The sequence below is a fragment of the Hymenobacter cyanobacteriorum genome, from assembly GCF_022631375.1.
In the GTDB taxonomy this organism is placed as follows: domain Bacteria; phylum Bacteroidota; class Bacteroidia; order Cytophagales; family Hymenobacteraceae; genus Hymenobacter; species Hymenobacter cyanobacteriorum.
In genome coordinates, this window is record NZ_JALBGC010000007.1 from 260,175 (window position 1) to 275,177 (window position 15,003).

Annotated in this window: 13 protein-coding genes and 1 riboswitch; of the genes, 9 read left to right on the forward strand and 4 right to left on the reverse strand. The window is 63.5% G+C overall.

Annotated elements, in window-relative coordinates; genetic code table 11:
* Positions 1–17: 17 nt before the first annotated feature.
* Positions 18–440 (reverse strand): molybdenum cofactor biosynthesis protein MoaE, encoded by a 423-nt coding sequence (locus MON38_RS22085; protein WP_198069992.1) that lies wholly within the window; start codon positions 438–440, stop codon positions 18–20.
* A 91-nt stretch (positions 441–531) separates the two neighbouring features.
* The gene (locus tag MON38_RS22090) at positions 532–774 is read right to left on the reverse strand and encodes a MoaD/ThiS family protein (RefSeq protein ID WP_241938329.1); all 243 of its coding nucleotides are present in this window, start codon (positions 772–774) and stop codon (positions 532–534) included.
* A 144-nt stretch (positions 775–918) separates the two neighbouring features.
* On the opposite strand from MON38_RS22090, the gene moaA reads away from it, so the two are divergent.
* The 8 genes from moaA (at position 919) to MON38_RS22130 (ending at position 11,075) form a co-directional block, all read left to right on the forward strand.
* Complete coding sequence (gene moaA, locus MON38_RS22095; RefSeq protein WP_241938330.1) at positions 919–1,956, forward strand: GTP 3',8-cyclase MoaA; 1,038 nt, start codon at positions 919–921, stop codon at positions 1,954–1,956.
* A 76-nt stretch (positions 1,957–2,032) separates the two neighbouring features.
* On the forward strand, positions 2,033–2,827 hold the full coding sequence (locus tag MON38_RS22100) for an alpha/beta hydrolase (RefSeq protein WP_241938331.1): 795 nt from the start codon (positions 2,033–2,035) through the stop codon (positions 2,825–2,827).
* A 369-nt stretch (positions 2,828–3,196) separates the two neighbouring features.
* A complete protein-coding gene (locus MON38_RS22105) occupies positions 3,197–5,773 on the forward strand; it encodes a hybrid sensor histidine kinase/response regulator (RefSeq protein ID WP_241938332.1) in 2,577 nt (858 codons plus the stop codon).
* 43 nt (positions 5,774–5,816) lie between these two features.
* The gene (locus MON38_RS22110) at positions 5,817–6,980 is read left to right on the forward strand and encodes an MFS transporter (protein ID WP_241938333.1); all 1,164 of its coding nucleotides are present in this window, start codon (positions 5,817–5,819) and stop codon (positions 6,978–6,980) included.
* Positions 6,981–7,231: 251 nt separating this feature from the next.
* Positions 7,232–7,609 carry a cupin domain-containing protein gene (locus tag MON38_RS22115; RefSeq protein ID WP_241938334.1) on the forward strand — a complete coding sequence of 126 codons (378 nt, stop codon included), beginning with the start codon at positions 7,232–7,234 and terminating at the stop codon, positions 7,607–7,609.
* A 7-nt stretch (positions 7,610–7,616) separates the two neighbouring features.
* Positions 7,617–8,408: an SDR family oxidoreductase gene (locus tag MON38_RS22120; RefSeq protein WP_241938335.1), complete on the forward strand. Its 792-nt coding sequence runs from the start codon at positions 7,617–7,619 to the stop codon at positions 8,406–8,408.
* A 148-nt stretch (positions 8,409–8,556) separates the two neighbouring features.
* Positions 8,557–10,128, forward strand: a complete 1,572-nt coding sequence (locus MON38_RS22125; RefSeq protein WP_241938336.1) for an MDR family MFS transporter — start codon at positions 8,557–8,559, stop codon at positions 10,126–10,128.
* 187 nt (positions 10,129–10,315) lie between these two features.
* Positions 10,316–10,540: riboswitch (cobalamin riboswitch) on the forward strand.
* 148 nt (positions 10,541–10,688) lie between these two features.
* A complete protein-coding gene (locus MON38_RS22130) occupies positions 10,689–11,075 on the forward strand; it encodes an acyl-CoA thioesterase (protein WP_241938337.1) in 387 nt (128 codons plus the stop codon).
* Positions 11,076–11,167: 92 nt separating this feature from the next.
* Here MON38_RS22130 and MON38_RS22135 read toward each other — a convergent pair whose 3' ends face one another.
* Together MON38_RS22135 and MON38_RS22140 are read right to left on the reverse strand one after the other, a co-directional pair.
* Complete coding sequence (locus MON38_RS22135) at positions 11,168–12,343, reverse strand: putative sulfate/molybdate transporter (RefSeq protein WP_241938338.1); 1,176 nt, start codon at positions 12,341–12,343, stop codon at positions 11,168–11,170.
* A 132-nt stretch (positions 12,344–12,475) separates the two neighbouring features.
* Positions 12,476–13,762 carry a cation:dicarboxylate symporter family transporter gene (locus MON38_RS22140; protein WP_241938339.1) on the reverse strand — a complete coding sequence of 429 codons (1,287 nt, stop codon included), beginning with the start codon at positions 13,760–13,762 and terminating at the stop codon, positions 12,476–12,478.
* Positions 13,763–13,949: 187 nt separating this feature from the next.
* Between MON38_RS22140 and fdhD the strand changes: the two genes are divergently transcribed.
* Positions 13,950–14,819, forward strand: coding sequence for a formate dehydrogenase accessory sulfurtransferase FdhD (fdhD, locus tag MON38_RS22145; RefSeq protein WP_241938340.1), 870 nt, complete (start codon positions 13,950–13,952; stop codon positions 14,817–14,819).
* Positions 14,820–15,003: the final 184 nt, after the last annotated feature.

The window sequence follows — 15,003 nt, forward strand, 5'->3', positions numbered from 1 at the left end:
GTTCAGCATGACAGTTCTTACGGATGCGCCGCCACCCACTCCGTGCCGTCTTCATACTCCTCGCGCTTCCAGATGGTGACCACCTGCTTCAGCGTATCGATGATGAACTGGCAGGCGGCAAAGCTCTCGGCGCGGTGCGGCGTAGCCACGGCCACCACCACGGCCACATCGCCCAGTTCCAGGGTGCCTTTGCGGTGCACTACGGCCACTTCCTGGAGCATGGGCCACTTTTCGTAAGCCTGCGCCACCACGTGGCCCAGCTGCGTGAGGGCCATGCTGTCGTACGACTCGTAGTGCAACCGGCGCACCGGCCGGCCACCCGACTGGTTGCGCACCGTACCGATAAAGGAATTGACCGCCCCGGCAGTGTCGGTTTGTACGGCCGCAAGAGCGGCGGCAATGTCAATGGGCTGGTCGGTAATGGCGAGGTGTGGGGTCATGAAAGCAGTAGCGCGGACTTGTAGTCCGCGAGTCAGAGGATTTAGAGTTGAGCGGTTCCCACGCGGACTATAAAGTCCACGCCACGAAAAATCAGCCGCCGGCTACGGGCGGGATGAGGGCAATTTCGTCGACCGTGTGCAGGGGCGTGTCGGCGCTGGCGTACTCGTTATTGACAGCCACGGCGCAGCTGCGCAGCTCGCCGAGCGCCGGGTACTGGCGGCGCATTTCGGCCAGCAGCTCGGCCACGGTGGTGGGAGCGGGGGCCGGCAATTCAATCACCGACGTGCCCACGATGTCGCGGGTAATGCCGAAGAGGGCGACTTTTAATGACATATCTTGGGCGGAATTTGTGGGGAAAACCAGCGCGGCGCGGCCGTTTGGGGCGGGCCCGGCTCGCGGCCTGAACACCTTTCGCTTGTCGGAGGTTTACCACAAGCCGGCAGTCTTACGTACAGCCGGGCAAAATTGGTGATAAACGTGCTTCCATCTATCCTCGCCCCGGCCGCGCCGGCCGTCACGCCCCTCTTCGACCAGCACGGCCGGCCGCTGGAATACCTGCGCCTGGCCGTGACGGACCGTTGCAACCTGCGCTGTTTCTACTGCATGCCCGAGGAAGGCATTAAGTACATGCCCAAGCACGAGCTGCTGAGCTACGAAGAGATGCTGCGCCTCACGGGCCTGCTGGCCGGCCTGGGCGTGCGCAAAGTGCGCCTGACCGGCGGCGAACCTTTCGTGCGGCGCGACCTGGTGCCCTTCATGGAGCGCCTAGCCCAGCTGCCGGGTATCGACGACATCAGCCTGACTACCAACGGGGTGCTCACTGCGCCGCACGTGCCCGCCCTGGCCCGCCTGGGCGTGAAAGCCGTGAACCTCAGCCTCGACACGCTCGACCGTGAGCGGTTCTTCCAAATCACGCGGCGCGACGAGCTGCCCAAGGTGCTGGAAACCTTCCACGCCCTGCTCGACGCCGGTATCCAGGTAAAAATCAACGCCGTGGTGATGGACGGCCAGAACATCGACGCCCTCGTGCCGCTGGCCGCCCTCAGCCGCGACCTGCCTGTGGACGTGCGCTTCATCGAAGAAATGCCCTTCAACGGTGGCAGCCACGAAGCCGGCCCCGCCTCACTGCCCTGGAACCACGTCCGCATCCGCCAGCATCTGGAGAACCATTTCGGGGCGCTGCTGCCGGTGAGTATGGCGGCCGGGGCCACGGCTTCGGAATACCGCATATCGGGGCACCAAGGCACGGTGGGCATCATCGCGGCCTACTCGCGCACTTTCTGCGGCACCTGCAACCGCCTGCGCCTCACGGCCGAGGGCGGTATTAAAACCTGCCTCTACGACCAGGGCGTGCTCGACACCCGCGCCCTGCTGCGCGGCGGCAAGTCCGATGAGGAGATTGTGGCGGCGCTGTCAGCTGCCTTCCGCCACCGCGCGGCCAACGGCTTCGAGGCCGAGCGGCAGCGGCCATTGCACCAGCTCAGCTTCGAGAGCATGGCCACGATAGGGGGGTAGCGGGCGGTTTTGCCCGGGTGGGTTTTACCTTGGCTGCCCGGGAAGCAGGTGCTTTTCCGGCAACAGCCGGTAGCTCATGAAAGTGGTGCTTATTGTAGTGAGCGTGGTGGCGGCACTGTACGTGCTGCTGTGCGGCATACTGTATTTCAAGCAGGAAAAACTGCTGTTTGCGCCCACGCATTTGCCGGCCGGCTATCAATTTCACTTCCCGGGGCAGGTTGAGGAGCGGTGGACCACCGCCGCCGATGGTACGCAGCTGCACGGCCTGCTGTTCAAAGTGCCCGAGCCGAAAGGCCTGATATTTTACCTGCACGGCAATGGCGGCGCGCTCGACAGCTGGGGCGATGCAGCGGCTACGTACACGGCCCTGCATTACGACATGTTCCTGCTCGACTACCGCGGCTACGGCAAAAGCGGCGGCAGCATCAGCAACCAGGGCCAGATGCTGGCCGATGTGGACACGGTTTATCGGCAGCTGTTGCCCGAATATCCCGAAAATCGCACGGTTATTCTGGGCTACTCGCTGGGCACCGGGCCGGCTACCTGGCTGGCTGCCCGCCATCACCCCAAGCTATTGGTATTGCAGGCTCCTTACTTCAGCATGCGCGACATGGCGGCGCGGCTCTACCCCTTTGTGCCCGGTTTTCTGCTGCGCTACCCCATGCCTACAAACGAGCTGATAACGCAGGTGAGCGCGCCCATTGTGTTGTTTCACGGCGACCGCGACGAAGTGATTGATTACAACTCCACCCTGCGCCTCAAAGCCCTGCTCAAACCCACCGATAGGCTCGTTGTGCTGCCCGGCGCGCGTCATAACGGCATGACGGACAACTCCGACTACCGGCGGGAAATTGCCCAACTGCTAAAATAGCCGCAGTCGCTGACCAGTGTCTGTCGGTTGCTGAAGTAGCCGACGGCGAGCCCTGAAAGCTACCTGCACGCTGGAAATTCGGCTGAAAAAACAGGTGTGGAATCTTTTTGATGATTCAGTTCCGGGCTGCGTGCAGGCCAAATCAGGGCAGTTGAATTGGCTGGAACAAGGACGGATATTGAATGTGAACCACTTGCCGACAATGGCTGGAAAGCCCACGGCTTATCACGCGTAAATTCAATTCGATTTGTTCAAAAATAACTCTGATAAGTTAAATATAATGGCTTCTTAATAGCAAGAAAATAAGGAGGTTAGCTTTATAAATTGGAGTATCTTTGTCAGCAGTCTAAAATAATAAAAATATAATAAATGGGCGTTTTTTACAATTTATTAGATTCCTCCGATAATTCCTCCGAACTGAACCCGCCGCTGCCGGATGCCATTGCCCCGGCGGCCGAGCAGATTGCGGCCTTGCGGCAGGCCCTGGCCGCGGCCCAGGCTGCACTGCGTGCCCAGCAGCAGCGCCTGGCCGAGCAGCAGGACTATTACCTCACCGTGCTCAACCACTTGCAGGTTGAAGTGGTGGTTTTTGATGCTGAGCACCGCTACCAGTTGGCCAACAACCAATGCTTTGCCGACGACGGCATGCGGGCCTGGATAATCGGCAAAGATGATTTTGAGTACTGCGCCAAGCGGGAACGCCCCCGCGAGCTGGCCGAAAACCGCCGCCGCATTTTCGAGCAGGCCGTGGCCACCCGCACCGAAGTGATGTGGGAAGAAACCATGGCTTCGCCTGACGGCCCGCAGTTGATGCGCCGCTACATGACCCCCGTGCTGGCCGCCGATGGCACCTTCCGCATGATGGTGGGCACCAGCGGCAACGTGACGCAGCGCCAGCAAGCTGAGCGAAAACTCGCCGAGCAGCGCGAGTTCTACGAGCGCGCCCTGAGCCATATCCCCTGCGACATCGGCGTGTTCGACCCCCAGGGACGCTACCTCTATGTGAATGCCACCGGCATCAAGGACCCGGCCAAGCGGGAATGGGTGATTGGACGCGACAACCTGGAATATTTTGCCCAGTACGGGCACCCGCGGGCCATGGCCGAGGAGCGCCACGAGCGCATCATGAGTGCGTTTCGGGGTGGGGAGTTGGTGACGTTTGAGGAGTCGTTTGACCGCCCCGGCGGCATGCGGCACCAGATGCGCTGCCTGCAGCCCGTGTTCAACCCCGACGGTACGCCGCACCTGCTGGTGGCCTACGGCCTCGATATTACCGACCGCGTGAACACCGAGCGGCAGCTGCGCCACGCCAAGCTGGCGGCCGAATCGGCGGTGCGGGCGCGCGAGCTGTTTCTGGCCAACATGAGCCACGAAATTCGCACGCCGATGAACGCCATTCTGGGCATGAGCCAGCTGCTGGCCAAAACCCCGCTCGTGCCCGAGCAGGACAGCTACCGCCAGGCCATTACCACCTCGGCCGAGCATTTGCTGGTGATTATCAACGATATTCTGGATTTGAGCAAGCTCGAAGCCGGCAAGATGACGCTGGAGGAAGTCGGCTTCACGCCCCGCCACCTGCTGGCCGAAGTGGAGCAGACCCTGCATTACAAAGCCGTGGAAAAAGGCCTGACGTTGACCGCGACCGTGGCCGACGACCTGCCGCCCGTGCTCCTCGGCGACCCCTACCGCATTCGGCAGGTGCTGCTGAATTTGGCCGGCAACGCCATCAAGTTCACCGAAACCGGCAGCGTGGCGGTGACTTGCGCACTGGCGGGCACCGGCCCCGATGGCCGCGCCGCCATCGAGTTTCGGGTGGCCGATACGGGCATTGGCATCGAGCCGGAGTTCGTGCGCAGCCTGTTTCAGGAATTCAGCCAGGAAGATTCGTCCGTCACGCGCAAGTACGGCGGCACGGGCCTGGGCCTGAGCATCAGCCGCAACCTGCTGCGCTTGATGGGCTGCGATGTGGAGGCCACCAGCGTGAAAGGCCAGGGCACGGTGATGCGCTTCGTGCTGCCGCTGCCCGTGGGCACGCCCGCCGACCTGGCCCCCAAAGACGCCTTGCCGCCCAACAGCCGCCTGCTGCCCGACCTGCGTGCCAAGCGCGTGCTGCTGGTGGAGGACAACCGCTTCAACCGCCAAATCGCCAAAACCTTTCTGCACCACGCCTTTGTAGAGGTGACGGAGGCCGAAAACGGCGCCGTGGCGGTGGAACTGGCCGGCACTAAGGACTTCGACCTGATTCTGATGGATATCCAGATGCCGGTGATGGATGGCTACGCCGCCACCGCACTGCTGCGCCAGCAGCTGGGGCTGGCCACACCCATTGTGGCCCTCACGGCCAATGCCATCAAAGGCGAGCGCGAAAAGTGCCTGGCCGCGGGCATGGACGACTACCTCACCAAGCCCTTTAAAGAAGACGAGCTGCTGCGCAAGGTGAGCCGCTGGGTGCTGTGCCCGTCGCTGGAACCAGCCGAAGGCGAGCCTACCGTTGAAGCCGCACCAACGCCGGAAGCTGCCGTACCAGCCGCCGCGCCGGAGTCGGGAGCCGCAACGGATACTGCCGACACGCCGCTGTATCAGACCGACGAGCTGCTGCACGTGGGGCAGGGCGACTTGGAGTTCGTGCGCTTCATGCTGGAAACTTTCGTGGAGAGCTGCGACGAAGCCATTGCCGGTTTCAGCCAGGCAGTGCAGGCGGCCGACGCCAGCCAGCTGCGCGGCACCGCCCACACCCTACGCCCCAACCTGACGCACCTGCGCGCCCTGCACATTCTGCCTCCGGTTGAGCTGCTGAACAAGTGGCCCGAGCCCTTCGAGCTGGCCGCCGTGCAACCGGTGGTGGAGGAAACCATCGGCCTGCTGCGGCAGGTGAGTGCCCGCATCGTGGCCGATTTGGCGGCCGAAACCTGCCCCGCTCCGGCCGGCCGTGCCGAACTTGCGTAAAAATCAGGGCCGCCCGCTCAGATAGAGGGGCGGCCGCTTGCGCATGATGACGTTGGATAGTGTTTCGCCGCGCGGCAAATCGCGCAAGGCCCACCGCGTGGCGGTGGGCGCTTTGTTTTTCTTGTTGGGCTTGTGCTTTGCCAGCTGGGCGTCGCGCATTCCGAGCGTGCAGCAAAAGATGGGCATCTCGGAGGCGGCGCTGGGTGGCGTGCTGCTGACTATTCCGCTGGGGCAGCTGGTGTCGCTGCCGCTGGCGGGCTGGCTGGTGGCCAAGCAGGGCAGCCGGCGCGTGGTATTGTGGGCCGTGGTGCTGTATGCCACGGCGCTGCTGGGGCTGGGCTGGGCCAATAGCCTGTGGCAGTTGCTGCCCTGCCTGATGGTGTTCGGTATCGGCGGCAATCTTACCAACATTTCGGTGAACACCCAGGCCGTGGGCGTGGAGCGGCTGTATAAGCACAAGCCTATCATGGCCTCTTTTCATGGGCTGTGGAGCCTGGCCGGGTTCGTGGCGGCCGCCATCGGCTCGTTTATGATTGGGCACGCGGTGCCGCCGGGCGTGCACTTCCTGGGCATCGCGGCCTTCATTCTAACTGGTTTGGTTGTGGCGGCGGGCTCCACGGTGCGCGAAGATTCGGGCGTGGACCCTGACCAGCCCATCTTCGTGAAACCGGATAAGGAGCTGCTGGGCCTGGGGGCCATTGCCTTCTGCGCGCTCATCTGCGAAGGGGCGATGTTCGACTGGAGCGGGGTGTATTTCAAGAAGGTGGTGGGTGCCGACCCGGCCTGGGTGGGGGCGGGCTACACGGCCTTTATGAGTACGATGGCGGCCGGCCGTTTCGGGGCCGACTGGCTGGCCCACCGCCTCGGGGCCAAGCGCGTGATTCAGCTCAGCGGCCTGCTTACGGCGGTGGGGCTGAGCGTGGCCGTGGCCTTGCCCACGCTGCCTACAGCGCTGCTGGGCTTTTTGCTGGTGGGGTTCGGCACGTCGGCGGTGGTGCCGCTCGTGTACTCGGCAGCGGGCAAGTCCACTACGATGTCGGCGGGCATGGCGCTGGCGGCGGTGTCCACCATCGGCTTCTTCGGGTTTCTGCTGGGGCCGCCGGTGATTGGCTTCGTGGCCGGGGCTACGAGCTTGCGGGTGTCGTTTGCCCTGATTGCCTTTATGGGCCTGTGCGTATCGGCAGTGGCGAGCCGGGTACGGGTGTAGGTTTTGGGGATGGGGGACGGAGAGTGGGTTTGCAGGCATTGCAGCGGCTGAACGGCGTAGGGGCGGGGCCTGCCCCCGCCCATCGTTGAGCGGCCGCGAGTCAATGGTGCGACCGGGCGGGCGGGGGCAGGCCCCGCCCCTACATCCAACGACTCGGCAATGGAGCCAACATTTAAGTTAGTTACACGGTAAAGATGCTTCGCTGCGCTCTGCATGACGGATGCGTTGGCGACCCACTCAAAACCCACCCCATGCCCGACAACCCCACCGCCACCAAATACACCTGGGACGCCATGCCCGTGGAGCAGGTGACCGACCAGCTCTCGCGCCGCCTCATCACCGGCGACAAGATGATGCTGGCCCACGTCTACCTCAAAAAAGGCACCATCGTGCCTCTGCACCAGCACCACAACGAGCAGATTACCTACATTCTGGAAGGCGCGCTGCGCTTCTGGATTGGGTCTGAAGATGCTGAGCCCATTGTGGTAGGAGTAGGCGAGGTGCTGCACATCCCCGGCAACGTGTGGCACAAGGCCGAAGCCATTGAAGACACGCTCGACGTGGACATTTTCAGCCCGCCCCGCCAGGACTGGCTCGACAAATCGGACGACTACCTGCGCCTGAAATAGCCCGGTTATGGACCTCGGACTGAAAGGAAAAATTGCCCTAGTGGCCGCCGCCAGCCAGGGCCTGGGCCGCGCCGTGGCCGAAGAACTGGCCGCCGAAGGCGCGTCGCTCATCCTCTGTGCCCGCCACGATGTAGCCCTGCAGGAAACCTGCGCCGCCATCGAACAAGCCCACGGCACGCCCGTGCTGGGCCTGGCCACCGACGTGGCCGACCCCGCCGCCGTGGCCCGCCTCGTGGCCGCCGGCCTGGCCCGCTTCGGCCGCATCGATATTCTGGTGACCAACGCCGGCGGCCCGCCCGCCGGCACGTTCGACACGCTGAGCGCCGAGCAGTGGCAGGCTGCCACGCAGCTCCTGCTCACCAGCGTGGTGGAGCTGACGCGGGCCGTGCTGCCCGGCATGCAGGCGCGCGGCTGGGGCCGCATCCTCAACATCACCTCCATTTCGGTGAAGCAGCCGGTGGCCAACCTGATGCTTTCGAATAGCCTGCGGGCGGCCGTGACGGGCATGGCCCGCACCTTGGCTACCGAAGTGGCGGCGCAAGGCATTACCGTGAATAACATCCTGCCCGGCTACACCCGCACCGAGCGCGTGGTGGGCCTGGCCGATGCTACGGCCGCCCGTGAGGGCATCTCCGCCACCGAGGCCACGGCCCGCTGGGAAGCCGAAATCCCGATGCGCCGGCTGGGCGAGCCGCGTGAATTTGCGGCGCTGGCGGCGTTTCTGTGCTCGGAGCGGGCCAGCTACATCACCGGCACGTCGGTGCCGGTGGATGGCGGTTGGATTCGCTCGCTACTGTAATCCGAATAGAAAAACGCGTCATGCAGAGCGCAGCGAAGCATCTTGCCCGCAGTCACTAGCTCATTGGCAAGAAAAAGAGTAGTAGTGGCGGTCAAGATGCTTCGCTGCGCTCTGCATGACGTTCAACGAATGTTCAAATCTCCCTCCCTTGACCGAAACCCTCACCCACCGCCAGAAGATGCTCACCTTTGCCGGCATCCTGCTGGCCATGTTTCTGGGGGCCCTCGACCAGACCATTGTAAGCACGGCCCTGCCCCGCATTGTGGCCGACCTCGACGGGCTCGACCGCTTTACGTGGGTGGCGACGGCCTATTTGGTGGCCAGCACGGCGCTGGTGCCCATCTACGGCAAGCTGGCCGACATGTACTCGCGGCGCACCATTGAGATTGTGGCGGTGAGTATTTTTCTGGTGGGCTCGGGGCTGTGCGGGCTGGCGGGCGAGTTTGGCACACTGCCCGTGCTGGGCGATGGCATGACGCAATTGGTGGTGTTCCGGGCTATCCAGGGCTTTGGCGGGGCGGGGCTGTTTGCGATGGCCTTCATCATCATTGCCGACCTGTTTGCGCCCGCCGAGCGGGGGCGCTACCAGGGCTTCACGGGGGCGGTGTTTGGCACATCGTCGGTGCTGGGGCCGCTGCTGGGCGGCTTTCTCACCGATAAAGGCACCGACCTGATTCCCGGCGTGGCGGGCTGGCGGCTGGTGTTCTACGTGAACCTGCCGCTGGGCCTGCTGGCCCTCTGGTTCATCATCGCCCAGATGCCGCCGCTGCGCCCGCGCACCGAACCCAAGCCGTTCGACTTTATTTCGGCCGCGCTGCTGATGACCGGGCTGGGGCCGCTGGTGGTAGCCTTGCAGCTCAACCGGGCGCTGTATCCGTGGTCGGGCGCGCTCACGCTGGGGCTGCTGGCCGGAGCGGTGGTGGCGCTGGCGCTGTTTGTGGTGCGCAGCCTGCGGCACGAGAACCCCATTCTCAACTTCGGTTTGTTCAAAAACCCGGTGTTCCGCACGGCCAATGCGGCGCTGTTCTGCATGGGCGGGGCATTTCTGGGGGTTATCATTTTCGAGCCGCTGTTTATGGTGAACGTGCTGGGCGAGTCGGCCACGCGGGCCGGGGCCAGCCTGATGCCGCTGTCGCTGGGCGTGGTCACGGGCTCGATGCTGGCCGGCCAGATGGTGTCGCGCTTCGGCCACTACAAGCGCTGGATGCTGGGCGGGCTGGTGTTGCTACTCGTTGGCCTGAGCCTGCTGGCCACCATGCCGCCCACGGTGCAATACCACCAAGTGCTTATTTACCTGGCCATTTGCGGCCTGGGACTAGGGCCCACGATGCCGCTCTACACCCTGGCTGTGCAAAATGCCACCGAGCCCGCCCTCATGGGCCAGGCCACCTCAGCCAGCCAGTTTTTTCGGCAGATTGGCGGGGCGCTGGCGGCCTCAGCCTTGGGCGCGGTGCTCACCTTCACGCTGGCGCACGAGCTGCCGGCCGCTGCGCAAGCGCCCGTTGCCGCCCGCTCGGCCGTGGTAGCGGAAGGCCCGGCCGTGCCCGCCACCACGGCCGGCGCGGCCGACCCGGTGGTGCGGGCGGCCTTCGCCATGGCCATCCGGCGGGTGTATATGGTCGATATCCTGTTAGTGGTAAGCGGCCTGCTGCTCACGCTGCTGGTGCCGGAGCTGCCGCTGCGCAAGGCCAATGAAGCCGTGCCCGTGGCGGTAGAGTAGGGGATAGATGCAGCGCCAGTTGCCCGTCATGCAGAGCGTAGCGAAGCATCTTTAACGCAGTAGAAAATGAATGCGTTGAGCGGTAAAGATGCTTCGCTGCGCTCTGCATGACGTTCCTTTTTCCTCCTTCAGCCGCCAAACCCGCCCCGCCGCGCCGTACCTTCGCCGCGTTGGTTCTCGGTTTGATTTCCTTCAATCAGCGGACGGTTTTTCACCCGGGCTTCGGCTGGGGTAAAGATTAAAAGGGAATCGGGTGCAACTCCCGAACAGACGCGCTACTGTGAGTTTCCCAGCCCGATTGGGCTGGAGCCGGTGGCCCCATTGCAAGCCCATTGGCCCGCGGAAAACGGGCTGAGAAGGGCGGGGCCGGCCCGAAACAAGTCAGGAGACCTGCCGGCCGCCGAGTGATGCTGCCCTCGCGCTTTGGGGCTGGCATCGGCGGTGCCGTGCCGCTGCGCTCAAGGCGCGGCCGGGGTGTGGTGCGGCCGGTGGTTGGCTTAATGAGAACGGGGGCTGAATGCAAATGGAGGCCGTTTATCCACCTCTTATCCCCGTTGCTCATGCTCCTTGCCGACCGCATTGCCCGCGCCGAAACTCGCATCTTCAAAGCCGTATTCCCCAACACCACCAACCACTACGACACCCTGTTCGGCGGCACCACGCTGCTGCTCATGGACGAGGTAGCCTTCATCGCGGCCACCCGCTTTTCGCGCCTGAAAATGGTGACCGTGTCTTCCGAGCGGGTCGATTTCACGCACCCCATCCCCGGTGGCTCGCTGGTGGAGCTGGTGGCCAACATCGAGCACGTAGGCCGCACCAGCCTCAAAGTGCGCGTCGAGTTATTCGTGGAGCAGATGTACTCGGAAGACCGCCACAAGGCCGTAACCGGCCTGTTCACCTTCGTGGCCGTGGATGAGCACAAGCAGCCCGTCCGCATTCTGGCTTAGCTGTCGGTTTTTAGTTGTTAGTTGTTCGTTATCAGTTGTTAGTAACAGTTCGGATGTGCTCAGCCTAACAACTGACAACTACTAACGAGCAACTAAAACTTCCCCAGCCCCACCCAGCCGCGCTGCATGGCGTAGTAGATGGCCGTGCCTACAATCAACCCCACCAGGTAGCCATACGGCAGCCCGGCGCAGAGCAGCCCCACCAGCAGCGCCACCAATAAATCGGCGCGGCTGCCACTCACGTCGCGCAGCAGCGTAGCCAATGACAGCGCCTCGAACAGTAGCAGCACCCCCAGCACCGGCAGCGGGAATATCTGCACTACATCGGCGAAGCCCTGGCTGAAGAACAGCCCCATCACCAGGAAAATGCTGCCGTAAATGACCACCGAGCCGCCCGTGCGCGCCCCAAACGCATAGTGCCCCACCATGCCGCCCGAACCGTGGCACACCGGAAACCCGCCGAAAAATGGGTTCGCCAGGTTCATTAGCGCATAAGTGAAGCTGATTTTTTTGATGGTCAGCGGCTCCCGCTCGGGGAATAAATCGTGCGCTACCTGCTTGGTGGCCAGGATTGAGTTGCCCAGCGACAGCGGAATCTGGGGCAGCGCCAGCAGCACTGCGCCGGTCAGAATATCGGCTGATTGCGGCAGGTGCCAGGAGGGCAGATGTAGGCCCACGGCCTTCTGGGCCGTGGCCAAATCGAGTTTGAAAACCAGTGCGTACGCCACACCCAGGGCAATGACGATGAGCGCCGCCGGCCAGCGCCGGTTGCCAAACAGCACCACCGTGACCACGAATGCCGCTGCCGCCAGCGCGTAGCCCGCCGCTCCATCCGAGCCCACGTACTTGGTGAGGGCCAGCGTAGCCAGCTGCAAGGCCAGCCCGAACTGAATGCCGCGCACCACCGCCTTGGGCACCAGCCTCGCCAGCCCATCAATGAGCCCGGTTATCGACAGGAAAAACATGCTGACCCCAATGGCCAGCCCCCCGCCAAAAATGATTCGCCCCGGGATTTTCTGAGCAATCACCAGCGCCGCGAAGGCCTTGAGCGGCTGCACCGGCATGGGCATGCGGTACCACAGCCCGGTGAACACCTGCATCAGCCCGAACAGGATGAGCACCGAGGCGCTGTCGATGCCCGAGGCGGCGATGACGCCGATGAGCAGCGGCAGGTCGGTGCCGAGGTCGCCAAACGCGCCGGCCACCTCGTTGCGGTCGAAACGGATGGGTGGGCGGGCGGGGGCGGGCGGCGGAAGCGTAGGCTGCATAGTGGCAAAGTTCGGACTGTAGCGTGGACTCTGCGAGTCCGCGCTTAAACTGGGCGAAACCAACAAAACGGAACCGACGGAACGCGGACTCGCAGAGCTCCAGAGTTCCTTCGGATACGACCACGCTACAAGCTACTCAGCCGCTTTCTCGGCTACTTCGCCCAGATACTCGCCGCTGGTGAGACCGCGCCGGAAGCGCAACGGGCGCAGCCGCTTGCCCAGCGCTTCTACGGCCATTTCGTGGTCGAGGGCGTCTTCGGTGTGGGCCAGGAAAATGGTGGCCACCCCGTTGCCTATGAAGTTGGTGATGCTACGGGCCTCCGACATAAACCGGTCCACGCCCAGCAACAGGGCCAGACCCTCTACCGGAATCACCTTCATGGCCGTGAGCGTGCTGGCCAGCACCACAAAGCCGCTGCCCGCCACGCCCGCCGCGCCCTTCGAGGTCACCATGAGAATGCCCATCATGGTCAGAATCTGCGCGCCCGAAAGCTCGATGTGGAACACCTGGGCCAGAAACAGGGTGGAAAGCGAGAGGTAAATCGTGGTGCCGTCGAGGTTGAAGGAGTAGCCCGTGGGCACCACCAGCCCTACTACCGGCTGGGCGCAGCCCATGCCCTCCAGCTTCTCCATCAGGCCCGGCAGACCGGCTTCGGACGAGGACGTGCCCAGCACAATCAGCAGCTCGGCCTTGATGTACTTCAGAAACGACCACATGCCGATGCGGCAGTACCGCAGAATGACCCCGAGCACCAGAAACACGAACAAGCCCATCGTGAGGTACACGGTCACCATCAGCTTGCCCAGCGGCAGCAACGTGGCAATGCCATACTTGCCAATGGTGAAGGCCATGCCCCCAAACGCTCCGATGGGCGCGAGCAGCATCACCAGGTGCAACCCCCGGAACACGTATTTCGAGCACGCCTTCAGGAAATGAATGACGGGCTTGCGGCCGGCGTACTTGCTAAGCCCGATGCCCAGTACAATGGCCACCAGCAGCACCTGCAAGGTCAGGTTATCGGCCAGGAAGTGGCCCCACGAGAACTCCGTGGCCCGTTTCGTGAACTCGCCCACCTTCCCGGTATCGAGCCGGCCGGTGCTCACGCCGTCGCCCGGCCGCACCAGCGCCGCCACGCCCACGCCAATCAGCAGCGCCAGCGTGGTCACAATCTCAAAGTACAGCAGCGCCTTGCCCCCGATGCGCCCCACCTTCTTCAAGTCGCCCATCGTGCTGATGCCAAGCGTGATGGTGAGGAAGATAATCGGGTTGATGAATAGCTTCACCACGTCGATGAAGCGCTTGCCTAGTGGCTCCATCTGCACGGCCAGGGCTGGCCGGAAATGGCCCAGCAGCGCCCCGGCCACAATGGCCAGCAGCACCCAAAAGGTGAGGTTGCGGGTGAGGCGTTGGATTTTCATAGGCAGCGGTGAGGAAGGATTAGGCCACAAGAACGGCACGCGAAAAAGAACGTCATGCAGCGCGCAGCGAAGCATCTTGCCCGCCGCCACTAATCCTTTTGGTTTAACGATTGGTTTACTGTCTGCGGGCAAGATGCTTCGCTGCGCGCTGCATGACGTTCTACTGCCCTCGCCCGCCATCCTGCTTATGAACCCCGCCATCCTGCTCCCCGCCGCCAGCTATACCTTCGCCACCATCCAAAAGGTGAGCGGCGCCGGCCCACCCGTGCCCGCCTCCGACCAGCTCGCCGCCGAGGAGCCGCTCGAAATCCGCATCGGCTACGAGGTAGCTGGCGCGCGGGAGCACCGCACGCTTTCCGTAACGATGCGCACACCCGGCCACGACGAGGAACTGGCCGCCGGCTTCCTGCTTACGGAGGGCATTATTCACAATAAGGCCGACCTGCTGGGCATCATCCCTTGCCCCGATGTGCAGAAGGAAGAAGAAGCTGGCAACGTCGTCCGCGCCGAGCTGGCTGCCCACGTCAAAGTCGATTTCCAAGCCATGGAACGACATTTCTACACCAGTTCCAGCTGCGGCGTGTGCGGCAAAACCAGCATCGATGCCGTGCGCACCGCCTCCTGCCCCGTGCTGTCCGCAGCCGGCCCGCACCTCAGCGCCGCCACGGTGCACCAGCTGCCGGAGAAGTTGCGCGCCGCCCAGGCCGGCTTCGAGCAAACCGGCGGGCAGCACGCCTCGGCGCTATTTTCGCCTGAGGGCGAATTGCTGCTGCTGCGCGAAGACGTAGGCCGCCACAATGCGCTGGACAAGGTGATTGGCGCGGCGCTGCTGGCCGGCTGGCTGCCGCTACACCAGCACGTGCTGCTGGTGAGTGGCCGCGTCAGCTTCGAACTGGTGCAGAAGGCGGCGGCGGCGGGCATTGGCGTGCTGGCGGCCGTGGGCGCGCCCAGCAGCCTGGCCATTCAGGCCGCCGAGAGCTTTGGGATGACGGTGCTGGGCTTCGTGCGCAACGAGCGTTTCAACATCTACTGCCACGGCTGGCGGCTGATAGCCTGACGCCGAAAGCAACAAACTTGCTTAACAGCTATAGTTCGGCAACGCCTTCCGATGCCAGCCGTTTAACTCGTATGATTGTCATGCCTTTCTGCGAAAGGTAGCCGGAGCAGGAAGCAGGGTCACCACGTTTAACTAAACGCGAAGCTGCGGCCTCGACGTTGCTCAAAAGAAAGCGTGCCCTGTT

Bases quoted from the DNA above. Each gene is read 5' to 3' on its own strand.
- MON38_RS22085 (WP_198069992.1), bottom strand. From the start codon at position 440: ATGACCCCACACCTCGCCATTACCGACCAGCCCATTGACATTGCCGCC.
- MON38_RS22090 (WP_241938329.1), bottom strand. From the start codon at position 774: ATGTCATTAAAAGTCGCCCTCTTCGGCATTACCCGCGACATCGTGGGC.
- MON38_RS22100 (WP_241938331.1), top strand. From the start codon at position 2,033: ATGAAAGTGGTGCTTATTGTAGTGAGCGTGGTGGCGGCACTGTACGTG.
- MON38_RS22105 (WP_241938332.1), top strand. From the start codon at position 3,197: ATGGGCGTTTTTTACAATTTATTAGATTCCTCCGATAATTCCTCCGAA.
- MON38_RS22110 (WP_241938333.1), top strand. From the start codon at position 5,817: ATGATGACGTTGGATAGTGTTTCGCCGCGCGGCAAATCGCGCAAGGCC.
- MON38_RS22115 (WP_241938334.1), top strand. From the start codon at position 7,232: ATGCCCGACAACCCCACCGCCACCAAATACACCTGGGACGCCATGCCC.
- MON38_RS22120 (WP_241938335.1), top strand. From the start codon at position 7,617: ATGGACCTCGGACTGAAAGGAAAAATTGCCCTAGTGGCCGCCGCCAGC.
- MON38_RS22130 (WP_241938337.1), top strand. From the start codon at position 10,689: ATGCTCCTTGCCGACCGCATTGCCCGCGCCGAAACTCGCATCTTCAAA.
- MON38_RS22135 (WP_241938338.1), bottom strand. From the start codon at position 12,343: ATGCAGCCTACGCTTCCGCCGCCCGCCCCCGCCCGCCCACCCATCCGT.
- MON38_RS22140 (WP_241938339.1), bottom strand. From the start codon at position 13,762: ATGAAAATCCAACGCCTCACCCGCAACCTCACCTTTTGGGTGCTGCTG.
- fdhD (WP_241938340.1), top strand. From the start codon at position 13,950: ATGAACCCCGCCATCCTGCTCCCCGCCGCCAGCTATACCTTCGCCACC.